Annotated in this window: 20 protein-coding genes and 1 pseudogene; 16 read left to right on the top strand and 5 right to left on the bottom strand. The window is 51.6% G+C overall.

Annotated features, from left to right (window positions below; genetic code table 11):
• The first annotated feature begins 228 nt into the window (after positions 1 to 228).
• Genes BLP78_RS00225 through BLP78_RS00215 form a run of 3 tightly spaced genes read left to right on the top strand, consistent with a single transcriptional unit; the run spans position 229 to position 3,251 of the window.
• Positions 229 to 1,350 carry a hypothetical protein gene (locus BLP78_RS00225; protein WP_090455202.1) on the top strand — a complete coding sequence of 374 codons (1,122 nt, stop codon included), beginning with the start codon at positions 229 to 231 and terminating at the stop codon, positions 1,348 to 1,350.
• Between the two features lie 12 nt (positions 1,351 to 1,362).
• Positions 1,363 to 2,388, top strand: coding sequence for a hypothetical protein (locus tag BLP78_RS00220; protein ID WP_090455200.1), 1,026 nt, complete (start codon positions 1,363 to 1,365; stop codon positions 2,386 to 2,388).
• The gene (locus BLP78_RS00215; RefSeq protein ID WP_176752737.1) at positions 2,385 to 3,251 is read left to right on the top strand and encodes a DNA adenine methylase; all 867 of its coding nucleotides are present in this window, start codon (positions 2,385 to 2,387) and stop codon (positions 3,249 to 3,251) included. Before BLP78_RS00220 ends, BLP78_RS00215 begins: the two co-directional genes overlap by 4 nt.
• A gap of 215 nt (positions 3,252 to 3,466) precedes the next feature.
• Here BLP78_RS00215 and BLP78_RS16170 read toward each other — a convergent pair.
• The 3 genes and pseudogenes from BLP78_RS16170 to BLP78_RS16160 form a co-directional block, all read right to left on the bottom strand.
• Positions 3,467 to 4,216, bottom strand: a pseudogene (locus BLP78_RS16170) (IS256 family transposase).
• Entirely contained in the window at positions 4,098 to 4,418 is a 321-nt protein-coding gene (locus BLP78_RS16165; protein WP_371128840.1) for a transposase, read from the bottom strand. The pseudogene BLP78_RS16170 and the gene BLP78_RS16165 overlap by 119 nt, the downstream one beginning before the upstream one ends.
• A complete protein-coding gene (locus tag BLP78_RS16160; RefSeq protein WP_371128839.1) occupies positions 4,415 to 4,627 on the bottom strand; it encodes a hypothetical protein in 213 nt (70 codons plus the stop codon). The genes BLP78_RS16165 and BLP78_RS16160 overlap by 4 nt, the downstream gene beginning before the upstream one ends.
• A gap of 796 nt (positions 4,628 to 5,423) precedes the next feature.
• On the opposite strand from BLP78_RS16160, the gene BLP78_RS00200 reads away from it, so the two are divergent.
• The 13 genes from BLP78_RS00200 to BLP78_RS00135 all read left to right on the top strand — a co-directional run bounded on the left by BLP78_RS00200 (position 5,424) and on the right by BLP78_RS00135 (position 18,695).
• A complete protein-coding gene (locus BLP78_RS00200; RefSeq protein ID WP_218118884.1) occupies positions 5,424 to 7,148 on the top strand; it encodes a di-heme-cytochrome C peroxidase in 1,725 nt (574 codons plus the stop codon).
• An 828-nt stretch (positions 7,149 to 7,976) separates the two neighbouring features.
• Complete coding sequence (locus BLP78_RS00190; RefSeq protein ID WP_090455192.1) at positions 7,977 to 8,273, top strand: FmdB family zinc ribbon protein; 297 nt, start codon at positions 7,977 to 7,979, stop codon at positions 8,271 to 8,273.
• Between the two features lie 17 nt (positions 8,274 to 8,290).
• Positions 8,291 to 8,959: a DUF502 domain-containing protein gene (locus BLP78_RS00185; RefSeq protein WP_090455190.1), complete on the top strand. Its 669-nt coding sequence runs from the start codon at positions 8,291 to 8,293 to the stop codon at positions 8,957 to 8,959.
• A 29-nt stretch (positions 8,960 to 8,988) separates the two neighbouring features.
• A complete protein-coding gene (aspS, locus tag BLP78_RS00180) occupies positions 8,989 to 10,755 on the top strand; it encodes an aspartate--tRNA ligase (RefSeq protein WP_090455188.1) in 1,767 nt (588 codons plus the stop codon).
• A gap of 121 nt (positions 10,756 to 10,876) precedes the next feature.
• Positions 10,877 to 11,323: a dihydroneopterin triphosphate diphosphatase gene (nudB, locus tag BLP78_RS00175; RefSeq protein WP_090455523.1), complete on the top strand. Its 447-nt coding sequence runs from the start codon at positions 10,877 to 10,879 to the stop codon at positions 11,321 to 11,323.
• A 324-nt stretch (positions 11,324 to 11,647) separates the two neighbouring features.
• Positions 11,648 to 12,748 carry a quinolinate synthase NadA gene (gene nadA, locus BLP78_RS00170; protein WP_090455186.1) on the top strand — a complete coding sequence of 367 codons (1,101 nt, stop codon included), beginning with the start codon at positions 11,648 to 11,650 and terminating at the stop codon, positions 12,746 to 12,748.
• Between the two features lie 90 nt (positions 12,749 to 12,838).
• On the top strand, positions 12,839 to 13,591 hold the full coding sequence (locus BLP78_RS00165) for an endonuclease/exonuclease/phosphatase family protein (protein WP_090455184.1): 753 nt from the start codon (positions 12,839 to 12,841) through the stop codon (positions 13,589 to 13,591).
• Entirely contained in the window at positions 13,588 to 14,592 is a 1,005-nt protein-coding gene (locus BLP78_RS00160) for an L-threonylcarbamoyladenylate synthase (protein ID WP_090455182.1), read from the top strand. The genes BLP78_RS00165 and BLP78_RS00160 overlap by 4 nt, the downstream gene beginning before the upstream one ends.
• Before the next feature lie 60 nt (positions 14,593 to 14,652).
• Positions 14,653 to 15,432 (top strand): HAD family hydrolase, encoded by a 780-nt coding sequence (locus BLP78_RS00155; protein ID WP_090455180.1) that lies wholly within the window; start codon positions 14,653 to 14,655, stop codon positions 15,430 to 15,432.
• Positions 15,433 to 15,549: 117 nt separating this feature from the next.
• Positions 15,550 to 15,993: a phosphate-starvation-inducible protein PsiE gene (locus BLP78_RS00150; RefSeq protein WP_090455521.1), complete on the top strand. Its 444-nt coding sequence runs from the start codon at positions 15,550 to 15,552 to the stop codon at positions 15,991 to 15,993.
• A gap of 104 nt (positions 15,994 to 16,097) precedes the next feature.
• Positions 16,098 to 16,589 (top strand): 5-(carboxyamino)imidazole ribonucleotide mutase, encoded by a 492-nt coding sequence (gene purE, locus BLP78_RS00145; RefSeq protein ID WP_090455178.1) that lies wholly within the window; start codon positions 16,098 to 16,100, stop codon positions 16,587 to 16,589.
• The gene (locus BLP78_RS00140) at positions 16,586 to 17,773 is read left to right on the top strand and encodes a 5-(carboxyamino)imidazole ribonucleotide synthase (RefSeq protein WP_090455176.1); all 1,188 of its coding nucleotides are present in this window, start codon (positions 16,586 to 16,588) and stop codon (positions 17,771 to 17,773) included. Before purE ends, BLP78_RS00140 begins: the two co-directional genes overlap by 4 nt.
• A 25-nt stretch (positions 17,774 to 17,798) precedes the next feature.
• Positions 17,799 to 18,695 (top strand): phosphoribosylaminoimidazolesuccinocarboxamide synthase, encoded by an 897-nt coding sequence (locus tag BLP78_RS00135; RefSeq protein WP_090455174.1) that lies wholly within the window; start codon positions 17,799 to 17,801, stop codon positions 18,693 to 18,695.
• 95 nt (positions 18,696 to 18,790) lie between these two features.
• Here BLP78_RS00135 and BLP78_RS00130 read toward each other — a convergent pair whose 3' ends face one another.
• Both BLP78_RS00130 and BLP78_RS00125 read right to left on the bottom strand, forming a co-directional pair.
• On the bottom strand, positions 18,791 to 19,588 hold the full coding sequence (locus BLP78_RS00130) for a sulfite exporter TauE/SafE family protein (protein WP_090455172.1): 798 nt from the start codon (positions 19,586 to 19,588) through the stop codon (positions 18,791 to 18,793).
• A gap of 84 nt (positions 19,589 to 19,672) precedes the next feature.
• On the bottom strand, positions 19,673 to 20,128 hold the full coding sequence (locus BLP78_RS00125; protein ID WP_090455170.1) for an EVE domain-containing protein: 456 nt from the start codon (positions 20,126 to 20,128) through the stop codon (positions 19,673 to 19,675).
• Positions 20,129 to 20,386 lie beyond the last annotated feature (258 nt).

Below are 20,386 nucleotides of genomic sequence, written 5' to 3'. Positions count from 1 at the left end.
ATTCTGGGTGAATCCAAGGATGTTATCTTGATCATTGGAGCGCAATCTAAATTATAAGTTCCTCAAAGAATGACTCACTGCACTAGTGGTAGTCGTATAAATGCAGACGTCTGCCCTTTTGCCGTAGCACAATGGAAAGGGTAACCCTTTAGCGATAAAAGGACATTCATTGCTTGATCGGGTTGTCGTAGGTACAATCGTTTGCTGAGCATTATTCCTGAGTCGAGAATGACATTTCAAGCAAAAATCGGTGAGCCAACCGCTGGTTGTCCAATTTCCCTTCTAGGTTTTGATCACACAAACCCGAGACTTGTTACGGGAGATATATACAACACAGCGTCTCAGGAAGACATCATCTCGGCGCTAAACGAGATTGCGTCGTTGGATGAGCTCATTACTTCAATATGCGCTAACAAGTACATTGATTTAGAACCGCTGATTGTTATTGGTGAGTCTTCCGGTCCCTTCCGTGTCCTGGAAGGTAATCGTCGACTTGCATCGATTAAGCTCATATTGAACTCTGATCTTGCGGCACGATGCCGGATAAGTCTTCCAAGTGATATTTCACAAGAGGTTTTGGATAGCGTGCAAGAGGTCACTGTTTGGCGAGTTGAGAGTGAGTCTGACGCGCATGCATTTATTGGTTTCAAACATATCAATGGTCCGCACCGATGGGATGCGTATGCCAAAGCGCGTTTTGTAGCTGACTGGTATAAGAAGGAAGCCCTAAAGGGGCTTTCGATTGACGGAATTGCACGTCAACTTGGGGACGATAATGACACAATCCGTGCATATATTAGTAGCATTTTCGTATTAGAACAGGCCGAAAAATCTCGACTTTTTGAAATTTCTGATCGCCACAATAAGGGGAAATTCGCATTTTCTCATTTGTATACCGCACTCGGCCGAACCGAATACCAAAATTTCTTAGGACTTGAGCCAGGATGGAACCGCAGTCCAGCTGTAAATCCGGTTTCTCCAAGAAATGAAGACAAGCTGAAGGAAGTGATTCGTTATATTTACGGCAGCAAGGAGGACTCGGTTGTCCCGTTAGTTCGTTCCCAGAATCCTGATTTAAAGCACGTTGGGGAAGCTATATCACATCCTGTAGCTTTGCAAAGATTGCGGGCTGGGTCTTCATTGGCCGTCGCATACAATGAGGTACGCTCACCCTACGAAGTTTTTAGCGAGGCATTAGGCCAAGCCCATCTAAAGCTAACTCAAGCGGTTGAGGTTCTTCCAAAATATACTGGGGACGCATCGTTAATTGCTATTGCTGACGAGATTGTTGAGCTGGCGGATACGCTTATCACGATTATGAAAAAGAAAACCAAAAGAACTGATCAATAAATAAGGTCCACTATGCCGCTTGCACAAATGCCCCTCGATTGTGAAGTGCATGTTATAGCTGACTGGTTTGAGTTTTACGTTCTGAAGTCCCAATATGAAGCTGCTAGTTTTAGCGATCTTCAAAGGATGTGGGATCGTCGGCGCAATACTGAGGACTCAGCCCCGGACGGCCGTAGAGAAACGTCACGAGCTCGGGATGGCGATGAGCAATTCCTTGAAACCGTTCTGACGGAAGTACGTGAGCGCATCAAGTGTCTTGACGCTGCTTACCCATTTGAATTTAATAAGTCTGGAGAAGGACTTAGGCTGAAATCGGATCTTGAAGTAGGCAATGTTGTATATTTGTTTTGTTTGCTTCTATCCAGTGCGAATAGTTCCGAGATATTTGAACTCGATAAGTTTTCGTACAAATTGGATAACAAAGTACGTGATCTTTTTCAGGCTTGTTCAACTTGGGCTGCCGCTAGTGTCACCAAGGGCTCCGCTTGGTCTTTTGGGTTCCCTCGCCCCGATGGCAGCAATTTTTTAGATAAGCTACGGCAAATATATGAGTTATTCGGCGAAGGGAGGGTCCGTGATAGTCCGCTTCCAGGAGTGTCCTTAAGTCTCAAAGATGGAGGAATCGACATCATTGCGTGGGCTCACCGAGCTGATTTTGCTGCTGGCCGGTTATATATTCTTGGTCAGGTTGCAACAGGTGGAAATTGGCCAAACAAAAGTGTTGTCGAGTACCTGATTCCTTTTCACCACGACTGGTTTTCCGACAATCCTTCCTCCCACCCTACTCCTGCGTTATTTATCCCTTATTGCATTCCAGTGCCTGAGGATGCAACGTTGCAACAACGAATACACATTCTTACCCGGCAATACGGGAATGTGTACTATCGGTACGTGATCCCGAGACTGGCAAATGAAGGTTATGAATTAGCAAAAAATGATACAAACCTTTCAATAGATCGAATAGGCGACTTTGACAGTATTAAAGCTTGGGTTTTGGGTATTCTAGATCGAATGAAACAGGCCATCGCAACAGCGTGACTACGAATTTTAAGAGTCCCTTGCGCTATCCCGGCGGGAAGGTTTCACTGACGGGAGTTATAACGCGAATTATTAAGGATCAACGGCTCGAAGGGGGTCATTTATTTGAGCCATATGCGGGAAGTGCCGCTATCTCTATTGCGCTCATCGGATCGGGGGTATGCAGTTCTGCATCGATTTCCGAGAGGGATCCACTCCTTTATTCTTTCTGGAAATGCGTTTTTACTAACCCATCGAAACTTTTGCACCTGATAAATAATACTGCAATTTCGCTAAGCACATGGCATTCACTCAGACCGCTACTTAATCTTGACGAACCTGACGAGTCACAAATAGATATGCTTGCCTTTTCCGCACTTTTTTTTAATCGCACAAATTTTTCTGGTGTGCTTCACTCTGGTCCGATAGGTGGGCAGTCCCAGGATTCTAATTACGATATAGATTGCCGGTTCAACCGTGATGAATTAACTGAACGGATTGAGTTACTGACGACACTTAGAGACAAAGTTGATGTTCAATTTGCAGATGCACTTGATGTGATAAAAGCGGAAAGTAATAACGACAGAGTTTTATTCTATGTTGATCCACCTTATTTTCTTCAAGGAAAGAAACTCTATAGATATAACTATCGTTTGAAAGGACACATTGCTTTAGCTGACAGCTTACGCAAAGCGAATTTTCCTTGGCTATTAAGCTATGACAATCACGATGTAATTGAAAACCTCTATGAGGATTTTCACAATGTGTATCAGGAATTTCGATATAGCTCCCGACTACCTAAAAAAGAGAGCGAGTTGCTTATAACGAACTTGCCCCTTCAGCACCTCGGCGCAGGTAAACTTAAGCTGGTTGCCGCTTTATGATCCATAAGCCATTCTCATTTCTGCTCGTCCCTCAAAATCCGAGTGATTCTAAGCACTTCCACTTGATGTGAACGCCGCAGGATAACTCAACAACTGACTTTCAGCCGCTTTCTTGGTGGTCTTCTGGTTCGTTTGCGCCTTTCTTCGGTGAAAGGAGAAATGGTATGAAAATAAACTGAACGAGAAATAGTCAAATGTTGTGTATGGCAGCTTAATCAGGCGGCGATTCTTTGATGATTTTCTGCTTTCGTTATGATCCCGTTTTTGAACTGAATGCCAGCAATAACTTTGGCGATTAATTCAGATCCTCGCCGAAGCAGCCAGCGGTGTTCAGCGCTCTTCGCCAGTTTAAATACCATTGATAAAATGCTTGCCCGCGAGACGTAGCCCCGGGTTTTGGCGGTTCGCAGCCGTACTGTCGCAAACGTCGATTCAATCGGATTGGTAGTGCGAAGGTGAATCCAGTGCTCCGCCGGAAAGTCATAAAAGGTCAGCAATGCGTCTTTATCCTTATTCAGACACTCAGCCACCTTCGGGTATTTCGGCTGGTGAGTTTGCACGAATAAATCGAAGGCCAGGTGTGCGTTCTCCCGGGTGTCCGCCATCCAGATCTGATGCAAATCCGATTTGGCTTTGGGGTTGCAAGTGCTTGGGCAGTTTGTTCAACACATTGGCGCTCTATGCATCCAGCAGCGCTGTACACGGGTTTCGCCAAACACTTGCGGCAGCGCCTTCCAGAACCCAATGCCCGTGAAGCCGCGGCGTTTCAAATCCAGCAATACTTCTTTCCACGATTGCTCGGATTCCCGAAATCCGTCCACCAAAACGACCAATTCCTTCTTGCCCTCAGCCGTGGTGCCTATGATCACCAGGATGCATTGGTTTGCCGCTTCCAACCGCACACCAAAATGGATGCCATTCACCCACCAATACACATACTGCTTGTTGCTTAAATCCCGGCGCATCGCGCCCCAAGAGGGATGCCAGGGCTTCAGAAAAATCGCCTGTCGAGATGCCTTCCAGGTACAACCAGGGCAGCAGTTCCTCAATGGTCTTGGTACGCCGTAAGTACGGCGGCAGAATCGAGGAGGTAAACCGAACCTTGCTTGCCCGATCCCGCACCCGTGGGGCCGTGACCGGCACGGCACCAATGCCCGTCTGAATCATGCGCCTCGGCAGATATCCATTGCGCACCAGGCGGGCGTGGCCGATTCGTCCTTCTGATCCCGGTGCCGCTGGAGAAACTCCGCCACTTCTACCTCGATGGCTTGTGCCAACAGCGTGCGCGCCCCTTCGCGTAATACTTCCGTCAATACATCGCGAACCTCGTTCGCTACCCCTGGATTCTTTAGTTCAGAAACGTTATCGTTACTCATGGCGTATTCACTCCTTGGTAAAAGGTTGATGATCTTGATCGAACATCAAGAATACGCCGCCTTTTTATCTTATGTCATACACAACATTCAAGCATAACTCAAACTGAACTTACCTACGTCATGACCTAGAGCTAGCGCGGTTTTCAGAGTATAAAATGCGGGCGGAAATAAGAGCACCCACCCCATCGGCCAGGGCTTCAATATCCGAGTAAAGAGAGCGGGCGAGCGACTGGCCCCAACCGGGAAGTTGCCACTGTCGGAGCATGGATCGGACTACCTGTAACAATATAAGCACACAGAAGTTATTACTCAATGCTTGAATAGCGAGAGGAAATCCTTTCTTCTTTTCTGATTACCCCTGTTTTACCTGCTCCATACTTCTTTCAGTCTCTTTTAGTTCTGATTTCGGGTCAGCCAAGGCAGCACCTGCGGCTGGGTCCTCAGACCATCCATCAGCGACAGTATTCTCCAGTTTCCCTCCGTTAAGGAGGCGGTGACAAGCTCCAACGCCCTCGTGGCGAGGGAGTCGAAAATCAATAATTAATAAGAGCGCACTGCGCAATTGTACCGCCAGGCATCAACTGACCTGTATTCCGGGGCGACCCGGCATCCAAGTCAACTTGATCCATTCAACCGGGAGGTTTCCGAAATTCGTCGATAACTTGTGACTCTCGCTCATAAGGATTAGGTGTTGGCGTACACGTTGACATTCAAAACTTTCATGCAACGCGAGGCAGCAGGAGCGCGGCGGATCCATGAGATATCCCGATTCATTAATCAAGAGGGGAGATAAATCTTGAAAATCAAAGTTCTATCCTGTATTGGCAGCATTCTATCCACCTTGGCCTTGCTTGCGCCTCCGGCTTTAACTGCCGCCGAACCCGTGCTCGTGGACCAAGGCACGAAATGGACAGCCTCAGATCGAAAGGATTTCTATAGTCGTGACCAAGGGTCACGTATCATGCCGTTGAGCTGGATTTCCGCACTGAAGCAGCCAAATGGCCAGCCATTCATGGCTGAAAGCCTTGGCCGATACGGCTACCTACCCAATAAAACCAGTAAGCCCGCAGGACTACCTATTGGATTTACCGTTGCCAGCGGAAGCGAAGAGCAGGAAATTGGCATGAATTGTTCCGCCTGTCATACCCGCCAGATTGAGGTTGACGGTACCGCATATCTGATCGATGGTGGGCCGGGAATCGTCGATTTCCAGAGTTTCCTGGCTGACCTCGATGTCGCCGTGAACGCCATCCTGACAAATAAACAGGCGTTCGCGGATTTCGCGCATGCTGTACTGGGTTCGTCGGCGACCTCAAAGGAGAAGGAGACGTTGCGAGCGGCAGTGAAGGCCTGGTATTTGCCCTATCACACGTTGATGGGGGGGTCACTTCCTGAGCAGCCCTGGGGGCCGGCGCGACTCGACGCCGTATCGATGATCTTCAACCGGCTCGCCGGCCTCGATATTGGTTCTTCGCCTACTCGCATGATCCCTGAGAACATTCAGCCAGCCATCGCGCCGGTACGCTATCCGTTTCTCTGGAATGCCGCAATTCAGGACAAGACCCAGTGGCCTGGTTTCGCCAGCAATGGCAACGATATTCTTGGCCTTGCCAGAAATCTTGGAGAAGTTTACGGCGTGTTCGGGATTTTTCGTCCAAAGAAAGATGCGCGGCATCTGCTCGGAATCGACTATCTGCACAAAAACTCAGCTGAATTTCAGGGGCTGGGCGCGTTGGAAGATTTAGTAAAAAAAATAGGTCCTCCCAAATGGGTATGGAAGGTGGATCAGGCGCTTGCCGATAAAGGCAAGGAGATCTTCGCCCGTAATACTGGACAGGGTGGTTGCGCCGATTGCCATGGCATCAAACCGGGGAAAACTCAGTTTCTTAACCAAAAAACCTGGGCCACGCCCGTGATGGATGTCGGCACGGATTCCAAGGAGTACGAGGTTCTCGGCCGGACCGTCAAGACGGGTGTGCTTGACGGCGCGAAAATTCCGCTTCTCGCCAAGCCGCTAAAGCCCGTCGATACTGCCTTCAATGTTCTGGGAACAGCCGTTCTCGGCTCCATCCTCCAGCACTACGTGCCCGTTCTTATGAAAGCCGAAGACCAAGCTCGGATGAAGGGTGCGCAGTCTCCTTTTCCACCGGAAACAGAATCTCTTCGTGATGCGTTCATTGCGCCCGTAACGGCTGCCGCTGCCGCACCATCTTACGCTTATGAATCGCGCGTCCTCGAGGGTATCTGGGCGGCTGCTCCCTATCTTCACAATGGATCAGTCCCCACGCTGGTGGAGTTGCTGAAACCAGCGGCTGAGCGGGTAAGTTCCTTCAAGGTTGGTCCGGCATACGACACAGTTAATGTAGGCCTTGCCATTGAGCAGACCAAGTTCGACTATACGCTGGAGACTACGGATTGCAGCGATCGAAATTCCGGCAACAGCCGCTGTGGCCATGAATTTGGTACTACACTTTCGGCTGACGAGAAAAAGGCATTGCTGGAGTACCTCAAAACGCTTTAATCGAGCCATATCAAACACTGCTTCTTCGATATCGAAGAAGCAGTTTCCAGTTTAACGTCCGTTTGCCGTTCGCGTCTTTTTGACATTTCGAGAAGTATCAGGAGTTCCGAAAATCCTCAAGGGGGGACCGCACCCCGTATCACTGATGCGCACTGCTGAGGGGCCGAGCCCGAGGACAAGCGCTACCACGCGATTACCAGGGCCATTTTATCGAGGTGTGCCGGCGTGGGCGTCAATTATTGCCTATACTTTACTTGTATGGCCCGATAAATCGTGACTGAATGAAATTTCAAAATCAGGTGCAAGATAAATATGGAGGAGTTATGAGATACAAGGTTCTTATAGCGCCTGCCGAACCGTCGGTAGACGATCGGCCTAACTACAGCGGAGTTCTAGCTGATTACGACATTGAAGCCGACTCGGAAACTGAAGCTGGAGATTTGGCGTTCACTCGATTTTGTCAGGAAAAACCTTATCATTCTCTCAATCGTGACGATTACATCATAAACGTGCACTGAAACTGCACTGAAACGTATATGTCGGACCTGATCTGCGCCCGATGCAAACGCTGTAGATCTGTCTGAGAATACCCCATCCATTTTCAATACCCGCATACCCGACATTTTTCTGGGGGTGCCATTCTGTTTTATCGCCGATTTCTACCGTAGATCGATCGCACAAACTCCGTATCCCGGCATTAATCCGGGCGCATTCGTATATATCTGGCAGCCCATCTTGTAATCTCCGCTTGCAGCCCATATTTTCCGGTTAAGCAAGTGGTTGAGGTATAATTTCATTTTTTCTATTCCGCTGTATTGGAGGGCTGTCATGCCGATCTATGAATACCGTTGCGGGTCCTGTGGTTTTGAAAAAGAATATCTGCAAAAGGTGAACGATGCGCCGGTTGCGGCGTGTCCTTCGTGCGGCAGCGATGCTTATGTCAAGCTTATTTCCGCTGCGGGTTTTCAATTGAAGGGCAGCGGCTGGTACGCTACCGATTTCAAGAATGGTGCAAAGCCAAAACCGAAATCCGATGCGGAAGCGTCAGCCGCTGTCAAGAGTGAAACCGGACCTGCGGCAACACCAGTTGCGGGTACCGCGTGCCCGGCCTGCCCTAGTGAGTAAGTTCCCAATCCCCTGATATGAAACGCTATTTCATTACCGGGCTTCTGATCTGGGTGCCGCTTGGCATTACCGCCTGGGCGTTGAGATTTCTCATTGGTACCATGGATCAGTCTCTGCTGCTTTTGCCGGAGAACCTGCGTCCTGAAGCGTTTGTGGGCGTATATGTGCCCGGTGTCGGTACGGTGTTAACCTTGCTGGTGGTATTTCTCACCGGCTTGCTGACGACCAATATCATCGGCCAGCGGCTGGTGATATTCTGGGAAGGTGTTTTATGGCGCATACCGGTCGTAAAATCGATCTATTACGGTGTCAAGCAAGTCAGCGATACGCTATTTTCCAGTCAGGGGGAGGCGTTCCGTAAGGCATTGCTGGTGCAATATCCGCGTAAGGGTTCGTGGACCATTGCGTTCATGACCGGACATCCGGGCGGCGATGTGGCCAACCATCTCAAGGGAGACTATGTGAGCGTCTATGTGCCGACTACGCCCAACCCCACTTCTGGATTCTTCCTGATGATGCCGAAAAGTGATGTGATCGAGCTCGACATGAGTGTGGATGCGGCATTGAAATATATTATTTCCATGGGTGTCGTCGCACCCAGCAATGGTAAAAAAGACGCTCAATCACAGGCAGCGCTGCTGCATGGCAGCGGCGCTGCCAGTTCCGCTTCAAGCGACAAATCCTGATTTCTTATTCCCCCAATTACAGAGCTGTCATGCGTACTGACTACTGCGGCCTCATTGATGCCAAATATCTGAAGCAGAATGTCACCCTCTATGGCTGGGTGCATCGCCGTCGCGACCATGGTGGTGTCATATTCATCGATCTGCGTGACCGCGAGGGGTTGGTACAGGTGGTATGCGACCCCGACAATGCGTCCGCTTTTCAAAGCGCGGAGAAAATTCGCAACGAGTTCGTACTCCGAGTTACCGGCACGGTGAGGCCCCGTCCGACCGGCACAGTCAACCCCGACCTCGTCAGTGGCGAAATTGAGGTGCTGGTACAGTCCATCGAGATACTCAATGCTTCGCTTACGCCACCGTTTCTGATGGATGACGAAAACCTGAGTGAAGCCGTGCGTCTGGAACATCGCTATCTCGATCTGCGACGTCCGAAAATGCAGGAAAACCTGCGATTGCGCTACAAGGTGGCGATGGCGGTCCGCGTATTTCTCGACCAGCACGGCTTCATCGATGTTGAAACGCCGATGCTGACCAAATCCACGCCCGAGGGTGCGCGGGATTACCTGGTGCCGTCCCGTGTCAACACGGGGCATTTTTTTGCGCTTCCGCAATCGCCGCAGTTGTTCAAACAACTCCTGATGGTCGCCGGATTCGACCGTTACTACCAGATCACCAAATGCTTTCGCGATGAGGATTTGCGCGCCGATCGCCAGCCCGAATTCACCCAGATCGATATCGAGACGTCTTTCCTGAATGAAGCCCAGATCATGGCGCTGATGGAGGAGATGATTTGCGGAATATTCAAAAATACAATGAATATTGATCTGCCAAATCCCTTCCCGCGTCTGGCATACGGGGAAGCGATGTCCCGGTACGGTTCGGACAAACCGGACTTGCGTGTCTCGCTGGTTCTGACCGAGCTCACCGATGTGATGCGGGATGTGGAATTCAAGGTCTTCCGCGAAGCTGCTCTTAAAACCGGGGGCCGAGTGGCTGCGCTTCGGGTACCGGCGGGTGGGACATTATCCCGCAAGGAAATAGATGACTACACCAGTTTCGCAGCAATATATGGGGCGAAGGGGCTCGCATATATCAAAGTCAACACGCTGGAAAAAGGTCTTGAAGGCCTGCAGTCGCCGATACTGAAGTTTCTGCCAGAGGCAGTGATACAAGTTATCCTGGAGCGTACGGGCGCGGAAGATGGCGATCTCATATTCTTCGGTGCGGACAAGGCCCAGGTGGTGAATGAGGCGCTTGGCGCGTTGCGCGCCAAGGTCGGGCATGACCGTGGACTTGCCGAATCCGGTTGGAAGCCGCTATGGGTAGTCGATTTTCCCATGTTCGAACGCGATGAGGAAGAAAACCGCTGGAAAGCCTTGCATCATCCGTTTACCTCTCCCGCGGACGGTCACGAAGACCTGCTGGAGAGCGATCCCGGAAATGCATTATCCAGGGCGTACGATATGGTGTTGAATGGCTCGGAAATTGGCGGTGGTTCAGTGCGTATCCATCGCCAGGAAGTACAGTCAAAGGTATTCCGCGCTCTCAATATCGGGGCCGATGAAGCGCGTGAGAAATTTGGTTTTCTGCTGGAAGCATTGCAATATGGTGCGCCACCGCATGGCGGCATTGCATTTGGACTCGATCGTATCGTTGCGATGATGACGGGTTCCGAATCAATCCGCGATGTCATTGCTTTTCCAAAGACGCAGCGTGCACAATGCCTGCTGACGCATGCGCCCAGTACGGTGGGTGAAAAGCAGTTGCGGGAACTGCATATCAAGCTTCGCAATATGTAAGCTGTAGGCGCCAAAGTAAAATCCTGGTGCGTGGTCAGCGGAGATCCGGATTGAAAACAATGCGCTCCGCAGGTGGAGCAATTTTCCAATCTCTATTCCTTGCGAAATCTTCGCGGTGAAAATTTATAAGACACCGATTTCCGTCCTGGTAATCATCCATACGCCGGATAGGCAGGTTCTGTTGCTGGAGAGGGCGGATCATCCCGGGTATTGGCAATCGGTTACGGGGAGTCAGAATCAAGGCGAAACGCTTCTGCAAACGGCAGCGCGCGAAGTGGCTGAGGAAACCGGACTGGATGCCGGTCGCTACGAATTGACCGACTGGAACATTCAGAACGAATACGAGATTTATGAGGAATGGCGCTGGCGGTATGCACCGGAGGTGACGCACAATACCGAGCATGTTTTCGGCCTGCTCGTGCCGAAGCCGGTTCCGGTCTCGGTGGCAGCAAGAGAGCATCTCCGCTTTGCCTGGTTTCCCTGGGAGAACGCAGTGGAAAAGGTCTTTTCCCCGACTAACGCGGAGGCGATACGAAAGTTGGCTTCAGATAAAAGCGACAGAAAATAATCGCAGCGAAAATCCATACCTGGAGCCTGGTAGAACCGATAGTCAGGATATTGGTCTGATAAAGTATTTGCCGGGCAGCCTTTGGATAGCTATCCGAGTTTGCCGGCATGATCCTGGCAAGATAGCGTCCGGAATGAGATGTAATAAAAAAAGAAATGCCCTGTGCAGATGATCGCGTCAACGGCCTCATCATATGCTTGTGAATTATTCCGGCTTTAACGGCTCAGTTGCATTGCAGTTGCCAACTTGGCGCTTGGTAAGCGATCCACACAGGTTCTATTAGAGGTTGTCTAACCGTTTCTTGAGGAAAAAACAGGAGTAGCCATGCCAGCGGAAGCTATTGCATTTGAACGTTTTGATAACTTGAAAGATGACGACTGCGCACAGCGTATTGTGGAGGCTAAAGCCACACTCGGAAAGCGTGTCGTAATCCTCGCCCATCATTATCAGCGTGCGGATGTTTATAAGCATGCCGATCTCACTGGCGATTCCCTGAAGCTGTCGCGCCTTGCCGTGGAAACGGATGCGGATTATCTGGTGTTTTGTGGCGTCCATTTCATGGCCGAAGTGGCGGATGTTCTCTCCAAGCCGGAGCAGGTTACCATCCTGCCTGATCTCGCGGCCGGTTGCTCGATGGCGGATATGGCAAGTCTTTCCAAGGTGGAGCGTGCCTGGCGCGAGTTGTCGGAAGTGCTCGACCCTGATGAGGCGGTCACGCCCGTGACCTATATTAATTCGGCCGCTGATCTAAAAGCCTTTTGCGGCGAGCACGGCGGCATCGTCTGCACTTCCAGCAATGCGACAAAGATTCTGGAGTGGTCCTTTTCGCGCCGGGAAAAAGTACTGTTTTTTCCGGACCAGCATCTGGGACGCTGGAGCGGCCACAAGCTGGGGATCCCACTGGACGAGATGGTGGTGTGGGATTTTGATGAGCCGCTGGGCGGGCTTACACCGGAGCAAATCAGGAAAGCAAAAATCCTGCTATGGAAGGGGCATTGTTCGGTGCATCAGATGTTTCAGCCGCAGCACATACTGCGATTCCGCAATCAGCATCCGGACGGAAAGGTGATTTCACATCCGGAATGCAGTTTCGAGGTATGTAAAAATTCTGATTTTGTTGGCTCTACCGAGTACATCATCAAGACCATCCGCGAAGCGGAGGCGGGAACCCGCTGGCTGGTGGGTACCGAGCTGAACCTGGTCAGCCGTATCGCGGAGGAGTTCAAATCCGAAGGGAAAATAGTGCAGTTCATGGCCTCGACAATCTGCATGTGCTCCACCATGGCCCGCATCGATCCGCAACATCTGGCGTGGACGCTGGAAAACCTGATCGCGGACAAGGTCGTGAATCAGATCAAGGTGCCGGCTGCCGAAGCGGTACTTGCAAAATTGGCACTGGAACGGATGCTGGAGGTTTCAATATAATGAAAAAATACGATTCCTCCAAGGAACCGGAAATGGATATTGGCGGGTAGCATGCATATCAATTTTCCGGGATAAGCTGACGTTCACCATATGCTCAATACGCTGCATATCGCGACCTATAACATTCACAAAGGTTTTTCTCATTTTAATCGGCGCGTAGTGCTGCATCAGTTGCGCGACGGCTTGCGCGCGCTTGATGCAGACATCATTTTTTTGCAGGAAGTGGTCGGCTTCCACAAGGGGCACGCGGCGCGTTTCGAAAACTGGCCATGCAACCCCCAGTACGAGTTTCTCGCCGATTCGGTCTGGTCGGATTTCGCCTATGGAAAAAACGCGGTATACAATGAAGGGCATCACGGCAATGCAATTCTAAGCCGTTACCCTATCATGCGATGGGCCAATCTCGATGTTTCGGCGCATCGTTTCGAGAGCCGGGGCCTGCTCCATTGCGAGATCGATGTTCCTGGCTGGCCGGAAAGGCTCCACTGCATATGCGTGCACCTGGGGCTGTTCAAGAGAGGACAATCGCAGCAATTGCAAGTGTTGGGGCAGCATATCGAGCAACTGGTGCCCCGACAGGCGCCGCTGGTCATTGCCGGAGATTTCAACGATTGGCGCGAAATAGCGAGCCGGGTTCTGGTTGAGCGATTCAGCCTGATCGAAGCTTTTGAGTCGACTGAGGGGAGAGCCGCGCGCAGCTATCCCTCCGCGTTGCCGTTGTTCCGGCTCGATCGCATTTATGTGCGAGGGTTCCAGGTAGAAAAGACGCAGGTGCATCGGGGTCATCCCTGGTCGCAAACTTCCGATCATGCTGTGCTGTCGGCGAGAATGACGCTTAGATGACGTCACTGGAACCGCACAGCCAGATCACCGCTGCTGCTGCGCTGCTAAGGGCGGGCGGGGTCGTGGCCTTTCCCACCGAAACGGTTTATGGCCTTGGGGCGGATATCTCCAGCCCTTCCGCGGTACAACGTCTATTCGAGATAAAAAAGCGGCCGGTGGATCATCCCCTCATCGTTCATTTTGCCGGTTCATCCCATTTGCAACGCTGGGCGCAAGAAGTTCCCGAACAGGCTTGGCAACTGGCCGAATACTTCTGGCCGGGGCCGCTGACTTTGATATTGCGGCGCAGCCGACACGTGCCGGAAAGTGTAACGGGAGGTCAGGATACGGTTGGATTGCGGGTGCCGGATCACCCCGTCGCGCTTGCCTTATTGAATGCACTGGGGCCGGAGAAAGCGCTTGCCGCACCGTCTGCCAACCGGTTTGGGCGTATAAGCCCTACAACGGCGGCTCATGTGCGGGAAGAACTGGGTGAGTCGGTGGATATGATTCTGGATGGCGGTCCATGCCGGGTTGGCCTGGAAAGCACAATTGTCGGCTTTGACGGCGAGATGGCCGTCATATTGCGGCCGGGCGGTATCCCGTTGCCGGCGCTGGCAGAGGTATTGAAAGGCAGGGTGATACTATCCGGACAAGAGAAGCGCGCTGTACGCGTGCCAGGTGCGCTCAAGTCTCACTATGCGCCGGAAACGCCGCTGGAGCTTTGGCATTCGGAATTATTATCCCATCGTGCTCTCGAACTCGGGACAAAAGGATTGCGCATTGTGATAATAGCGTGGTCCGACCGGCAAATGGATTACACCGAAAATAAAAACATCGCCCATTTTTCCATGCCTGCTGAACCAGCGGCATACGGTCGCCTGTTGTATGGAACGTTGCGCCGGTTCGACGACGAACGGTTCGACCGCCTGCTGGTGGAAGCGCCTCCGGATAAACCAGGCTGGATGGCGATCGCGGATCGGTTACAGCGCGCCAGTTGTGCCGCGCAGCGCGATGATTGAAACATGTCGTGCCATGGCAAAGAATATCGAAAATAAAGCGACAAGATGAAGGAGATAGTGATGAATAGCGCGGTTCGTGCGGTACTGTTTGACGTTGACGGCACATTGGCTGATACCGAGCGTGACGGACATCGTCTCGCTTTCAATGCCGCGTTCGAAGAGTTCGGCCTCGATTGGGAATGGGAAGTCGAACTTTATGGTGAACTGCTGGCTATAACAGGCGGAAAAGAGCGCATTCGGCATTTCATGGAAAACCATGCACCTGCGGAGCTGAGCAGGAGCGGACTGGATGACTGGATAGCCGGCTTGCATAAGGTGAAAACGAAGCATTATGTGAATTTGCTCGAAGACGGCGGAATTCCGCTACGTCCTGGTGTAGCTCGCCTGATTCATCACTTGCGCGATACGAATATAAAAATGGCTATTGCGACTACCACGACACCGGAAAACGTAACCGCACTTTTGAAATCTACGCTGGGGGAGGATTCCCCCGGTTGGTTCGACGTTATTGGTGCGGGAGATATTGTTCCCGGAAAAAAACCTGAGCCGGATATTTATCACTGGGTACTTGATCAACTGGGGTTGCCGGCGCAACAATGCGTGGCAATAGAAGATTCCGAAAACGGGCTGAGAGCATCGCTCGCTGCAGGGCTCGATACGATAATCACCATCAGCGATTACACGCGACTACAGGATTTTAGTGGAGCGGCGGTGGTATTGTCGGATCTGGGCGAACCAGCGCAACCATTCACTGTACTAGAGGGGAATCTGCCTTTCACCGGTTGGGTGGATAGTGCACTACTGCTGAGTTTGAAGGGTGAATACCGCGAAAGGCCATAGAACCGCCTGCAATAATGGTTACCCGCTTCAACCGAAATCGACGTCCGAAATTGGAATTGTCATCTGGAAGAGGTAGTATTGGCTTTGATTGCTGGCAAATCATCACAGAAAAATAAAATGCTGAATCCCCGCACCACTATTTATTCCCACCGGATGCTTCGACTCTTTGAAGCTGCGGGACTCATCGTTATCGCGTTGGCCACGATTTTTGCAGGTTATCAGGAAACCATGCTGATGGTACACAACGCCAGAGTTACGCTCGCAGATTTGCTGCTGATGTTTCTCTATCTTGAAATCCTGACGATGGTGGGGTTATATTTCGAATCCGGCAAGCTGCCGGTACGATTCCCTCTTTACATCGCCATGGTGGCGATGGCGCGATATGTGACAGTTGATATCAAGGAGATGGATAGCATGAGGCTGCTCGGTGTCTCCGTCTCGATTGTGCTGGTCGCGTTGGCGGTTCTGGTTATCCGTTTTGGGCATGTGCGTTATCCCTACCTGGAAGACCTGGAGGATCTGGAAGATGCGACATCCAGAAAAACGCATCTCCGCGAGTGAACCTAAATCCGGTAGTTGACCGTTCATTTAATAGATTAGTGTAATGATTAATAACAATATTTCATATCCAACTGCCGGATTTAGGTTGAAATGAAGGGCACTAAATGAACAATCCCGTGGTTGGCGTAATAATGGGTAGCAGTAGTGACTGGGAAGTCATGAAGCATGCGGCCGATATATTGAGTGAGTTTAATGTACCTTACGAGGCCGAGGTGGTTTCCGCTCATCGTACCCCGGATCGTATGTTCGAGTATGCGGAAACCGCGGTCAAGCGTGGGCTCAAGTGTATTATTGCCGGCGCGGGCGGTGCGGCCCATCTCCCTGGAATGATTGCCGCCAAAACTATCTTGCCGGTGCTGGGTGTGCCGGTTACTTCCAGACATCTTAAAGGACTGGATTCGCTTCTTTCCATTGTGCAGATGCCCAAGGGTATCCCCGTCGCCACCTTCGCCATAGGCGATTCAGGTGCATCCAACGCGGCATTGTTTGCCGTTGCGCTGCTGGCGGTGGAAGATACAAAACTCGCAACGCGTCTTGCCGCATTTCGCGAGACTCAGGCAGCAACGGTCGCGGCATCGACACTACCTGAATTATGAACATCAGGCCGGGAGCGATGCTTGGCCTTCTGGGCGGCGGCCAGCTCGGCCGCATGTTTATCATGGCTGCGCAGAGCATGGGCTACCGCGTCACCGTACTCGATCCGGCAGAAGGGAACCCATCGAGCAGCGTGGCTGACCGCCATCTGCATGCGGATTATCTCGACACCGATGCGCTGGGTGAACTCGCATCCACCTGCGCGGGCGTTACCACGGAATTCGAGAATGTTCCCGCTGAATCTCTTCGAATACTGGCTGAGCATTGCGTGGTCAGTCCGGCAGCGAACGGTGTAGCGGTTGCGCAAGATCGCATTCTTGAAAAAAATTTCCTTGCGGCGAACGGGTTGGGGGTCGTGCCGTATGCGGTAATACAGAATTCACATGAATTGCATAAATCGCTCGATCTGGATGAGGCATCACCCCGAAAGCGTCCGGAACTGTTCCCTGGATTATTTCCGGGTATTCTCAAAGTCAGCCGTTTCGGTTACGACGGCAAGGGACAGGTACGGGTAAAAAACGCAATAGAACTGGATCATGCGCTGAGCGGAATGAACGGGGCTGCATGCGTGCTGGAGAAACTGTTGTCATTGGAGTGCGAAGTGTCCGTTATCGTATCGCGCGGATTCGATGGCGAGGTAAACACTTTCCCCGTATCGGAGAATCAACATCGTAACGGCATACTCGATGTCAGCATTGTTCCAGCCAGGGTATCGGAGACTGTCGTTCAGAAAGCACGTGAAATCGCGGTTCGCGTCGCGGAGAAGCTCGATTACCATGGCATATTATGCGTGGAATTCTTTGTGCTGGCCGATGGCAGGTTGCTGGTGAACGAAATTGCTCCGCGTCCCCACAACAGCGGCCATTACACTATTGATGCCTGCGTCACCTCGCAGTTCGATCAACAGGTGAGGATACTTTGTGGCCTGCCGCTCGGCAGCACCGCCATGCATGGGGCGGCGGTGATGGTGAATTTACTGGGTGATCTGTGGCAGCGGGGAGAGCCGGAATGGGAACAGTTGCGCCGGTATCCCAATGTCAAATTACACTTGTACGGCAAGCTTGACGCTCGGCCAGGACGAAAAATGGGGCACTATACCGTGCTCGCCGAGACGGCTGAAGCCGCGTTGCAGCTTGCGCTGGAAATCAAGCAATCGCTAGAATCCCAGCATCGTGCCGCTATATGAAAATAGTGCCTGCATAGAGATAACCATGAGTAATCAACCTGTGCTATTTGAAACATCGATACAAAGCCTGCCTCTTTTGCATCGGGGCAAGGTACGCGACATCTATGCAGTGGATGAAAACAAGCTCTTGATTATACAGACTGACCGGGTTTCCGCATTCGATGTGATCCTGCCAACGCCGGTGCCGGGCAAGGGAAGATTGCTGACTGCGTTATCCGGCTTCTGGTTTGAAAAACTCGCTCACATAATCCCCAACCACCTCACCGGCATTTCACCGAAATCTGTTGTAGCGGAGGGCGAGCGCGAACAAGTAGCCGGCCGTGCGTTTGTGGTGAAGCGGCTGAAGCCGTTGCGGATAGAAGCCATCGTTCGAGGCTACGTCGCGGGTTCCGGATGGAAGGATTACAAAAAAAACGGAATGATCTGCGGCATCACGCTCCCCTCCGGATTGCAGGAAGCCGCCAGACTGCCGAGCGGAGCGATCTTTACGCCCTCGACCAAAGCCGCGCAGGGAGCGCATGACGAAAACATTTCTTTTGCCGAAGCGGAAAAGCTGCTAGGCAAGGAGCTTGCTGCGCAGGTGCGCGAAAAGGCAATCGCCCTGTACACGGAAGCAGCGGATTATGCGATTACAAGAGGCATTATTATCGCCGATACCAAGTTTGAATTCGGCCAGGATGACGCGGGCGGGCTTTATCTCATAGATGAGGCGCTTACTCCCGATTCTTCCCGCTTCTGGCCGGTCGACCAGTATGCGCCAGGGAAAAATCCACCCAGCTATGACAAGCAGTTCGTGCGTGACTGGCTCGAGACCCGGGACTGGAACAAGAAAGCCCCCGCTCCTGCGCTACCGCCCGATATTCTCGCAAAAACTGCCGAAAAATATGAAGAGGCGCTAAAGCGCCTGGTATTCAGCGCTTGACGCTGAGCGCTACAGACTTATAAGTTACTGCTGCAAGGTGATGCCGTTCAAAAAAAATGGCAGCAATGAGCGCAGCGTCACGCTTTATTGGTCTGCTAGAAAAGTCCAATCAACATCTTCGTTCCCAGCAAATAAAGCAGCACCACAAAAATCCGCCTGAGCGTCGAAGTTCGCATGCTATGCGTCATTTTCGCGCCTAGCGGCGCGGTCAGCGTACTGGCCAGCACCACCCACCCCAATGCGGGTAAATAAACATATCCCAGGCTATATTCCGGCAGCGGTTGTGATTGTGCCATGCCATTAGCAATATAGCCGATGGCTCCTGCCACAGCAATGGGGAAGCCTACCGCGGCCGCCGTGCCGATAGCATGTTGCAACTTGACATTGCAACTGGAAAGAAAAGGAACCGTCAGCAAGCCGCCGCCGATCGCGACAAAGCTCGAAATCACGCCGATTATGCTGCCCGCCCCAAACATCCCCGCACGTCCGGGGAGCTTACGGCTGGGTTTGGGCGTAATTTTGAGCAGCATCTGGGTAGCTGCAAAATAGATGAACACAACAAAAAAAATACTGAGAATCCGGCTGGGCAGCATGCTCACCAGTGTGGCACCGCCGAGCGTGCCAACGATAATTCCCGGTGTTATATATTTCACGACCTGCCAGTTCACCGCGCCGTGAAGATGATGGGTACGAAGGCTGGAAACCGAAGTAAATATGATGGCAGCCATCGTAGTGCCGAGGGCTAGATGGAGGATACGGTCGGGAGGAAAATGTTGTGCACTGAAAATGAAGGTGAGTACCGGTACGATGATCAACCCACCGCCGATACCCAATAGCCCGGCAAAGAAGCCAACGACCGCGCCTAATATCAAATAAACCGGCCACCATTCCACGTTAAATTTTGTGGGGATTGATGTTCGGTTTCAGAATTTCCAAACGACTTCCGGGTTTGACGGGTCCTCTCCATAAGCGGGCCATTATAAAATTCCCGCAATGAAATCCCATTCTGCTGGATCCACCGGTGTAATGGACAGACGGCTACCCTTCTGCAAAATACGCAGGGTGGCCAGTTCGGGATAACCCCTTAGTTCCTTGATGCTGACCAGGCGCGTCTTTTTGACGAGCCGAACGTCAACGTTGAACCAGCGTGGGCTCTGCGGTGTCGCTTTCGGATCGAAATATTTACTACCGGGATCGAATTGCGTAGCGTCCGGGTAGGCGAGCTTGCTAACCTCGGCAATACCGGCGATCCCCGGTTGTTTGCAGCTCGAATGATAGAAAAAAACCCGATCGCCGACGCGCATCTGATCGCGCATAAAATTGCGTGCCTGGTAGTTACGCACGCCATACCAGGTGACGGTTTGTTGGTCCATTGCGCCAAGGTCGTCAATACTTACGTCGGACGGTTCGGATTTCATTAGCCAGTAACGCATGTCAGTTCCTTGTTGTTCCTATAAAGTTCCAAGAGTGTTCCAACCCAGATATTCATTAGGCGGCTCTACGAGCCTACGCGAGTGCTGGCGGTCAGTTTGCGACCATTTTCGCCGCCATTTTTGCTACCTGCGCGGCGTCCATAGATTAGGCTATGGACTTCTCTCAACCGGCAAAACTGTCTCGCAACCCGCCTCGCCATCTCGCGTCCTAATGGATTATCCGGGTTCAAGAGAATATACCCGAATCTATCACCTTGA

The organism is Nitrosospira sp. Nsp1, from assembly GCF_900100985.1.
Lineage (GTDB): Bacteria > Pseudomonadota > Gammaproteobacteria > Burkholderiales > Nitrosomonadaceae > Nitrosospira.
This window is presented reverse-complemented; position numbering and strand designations above follow the sequence as displayed.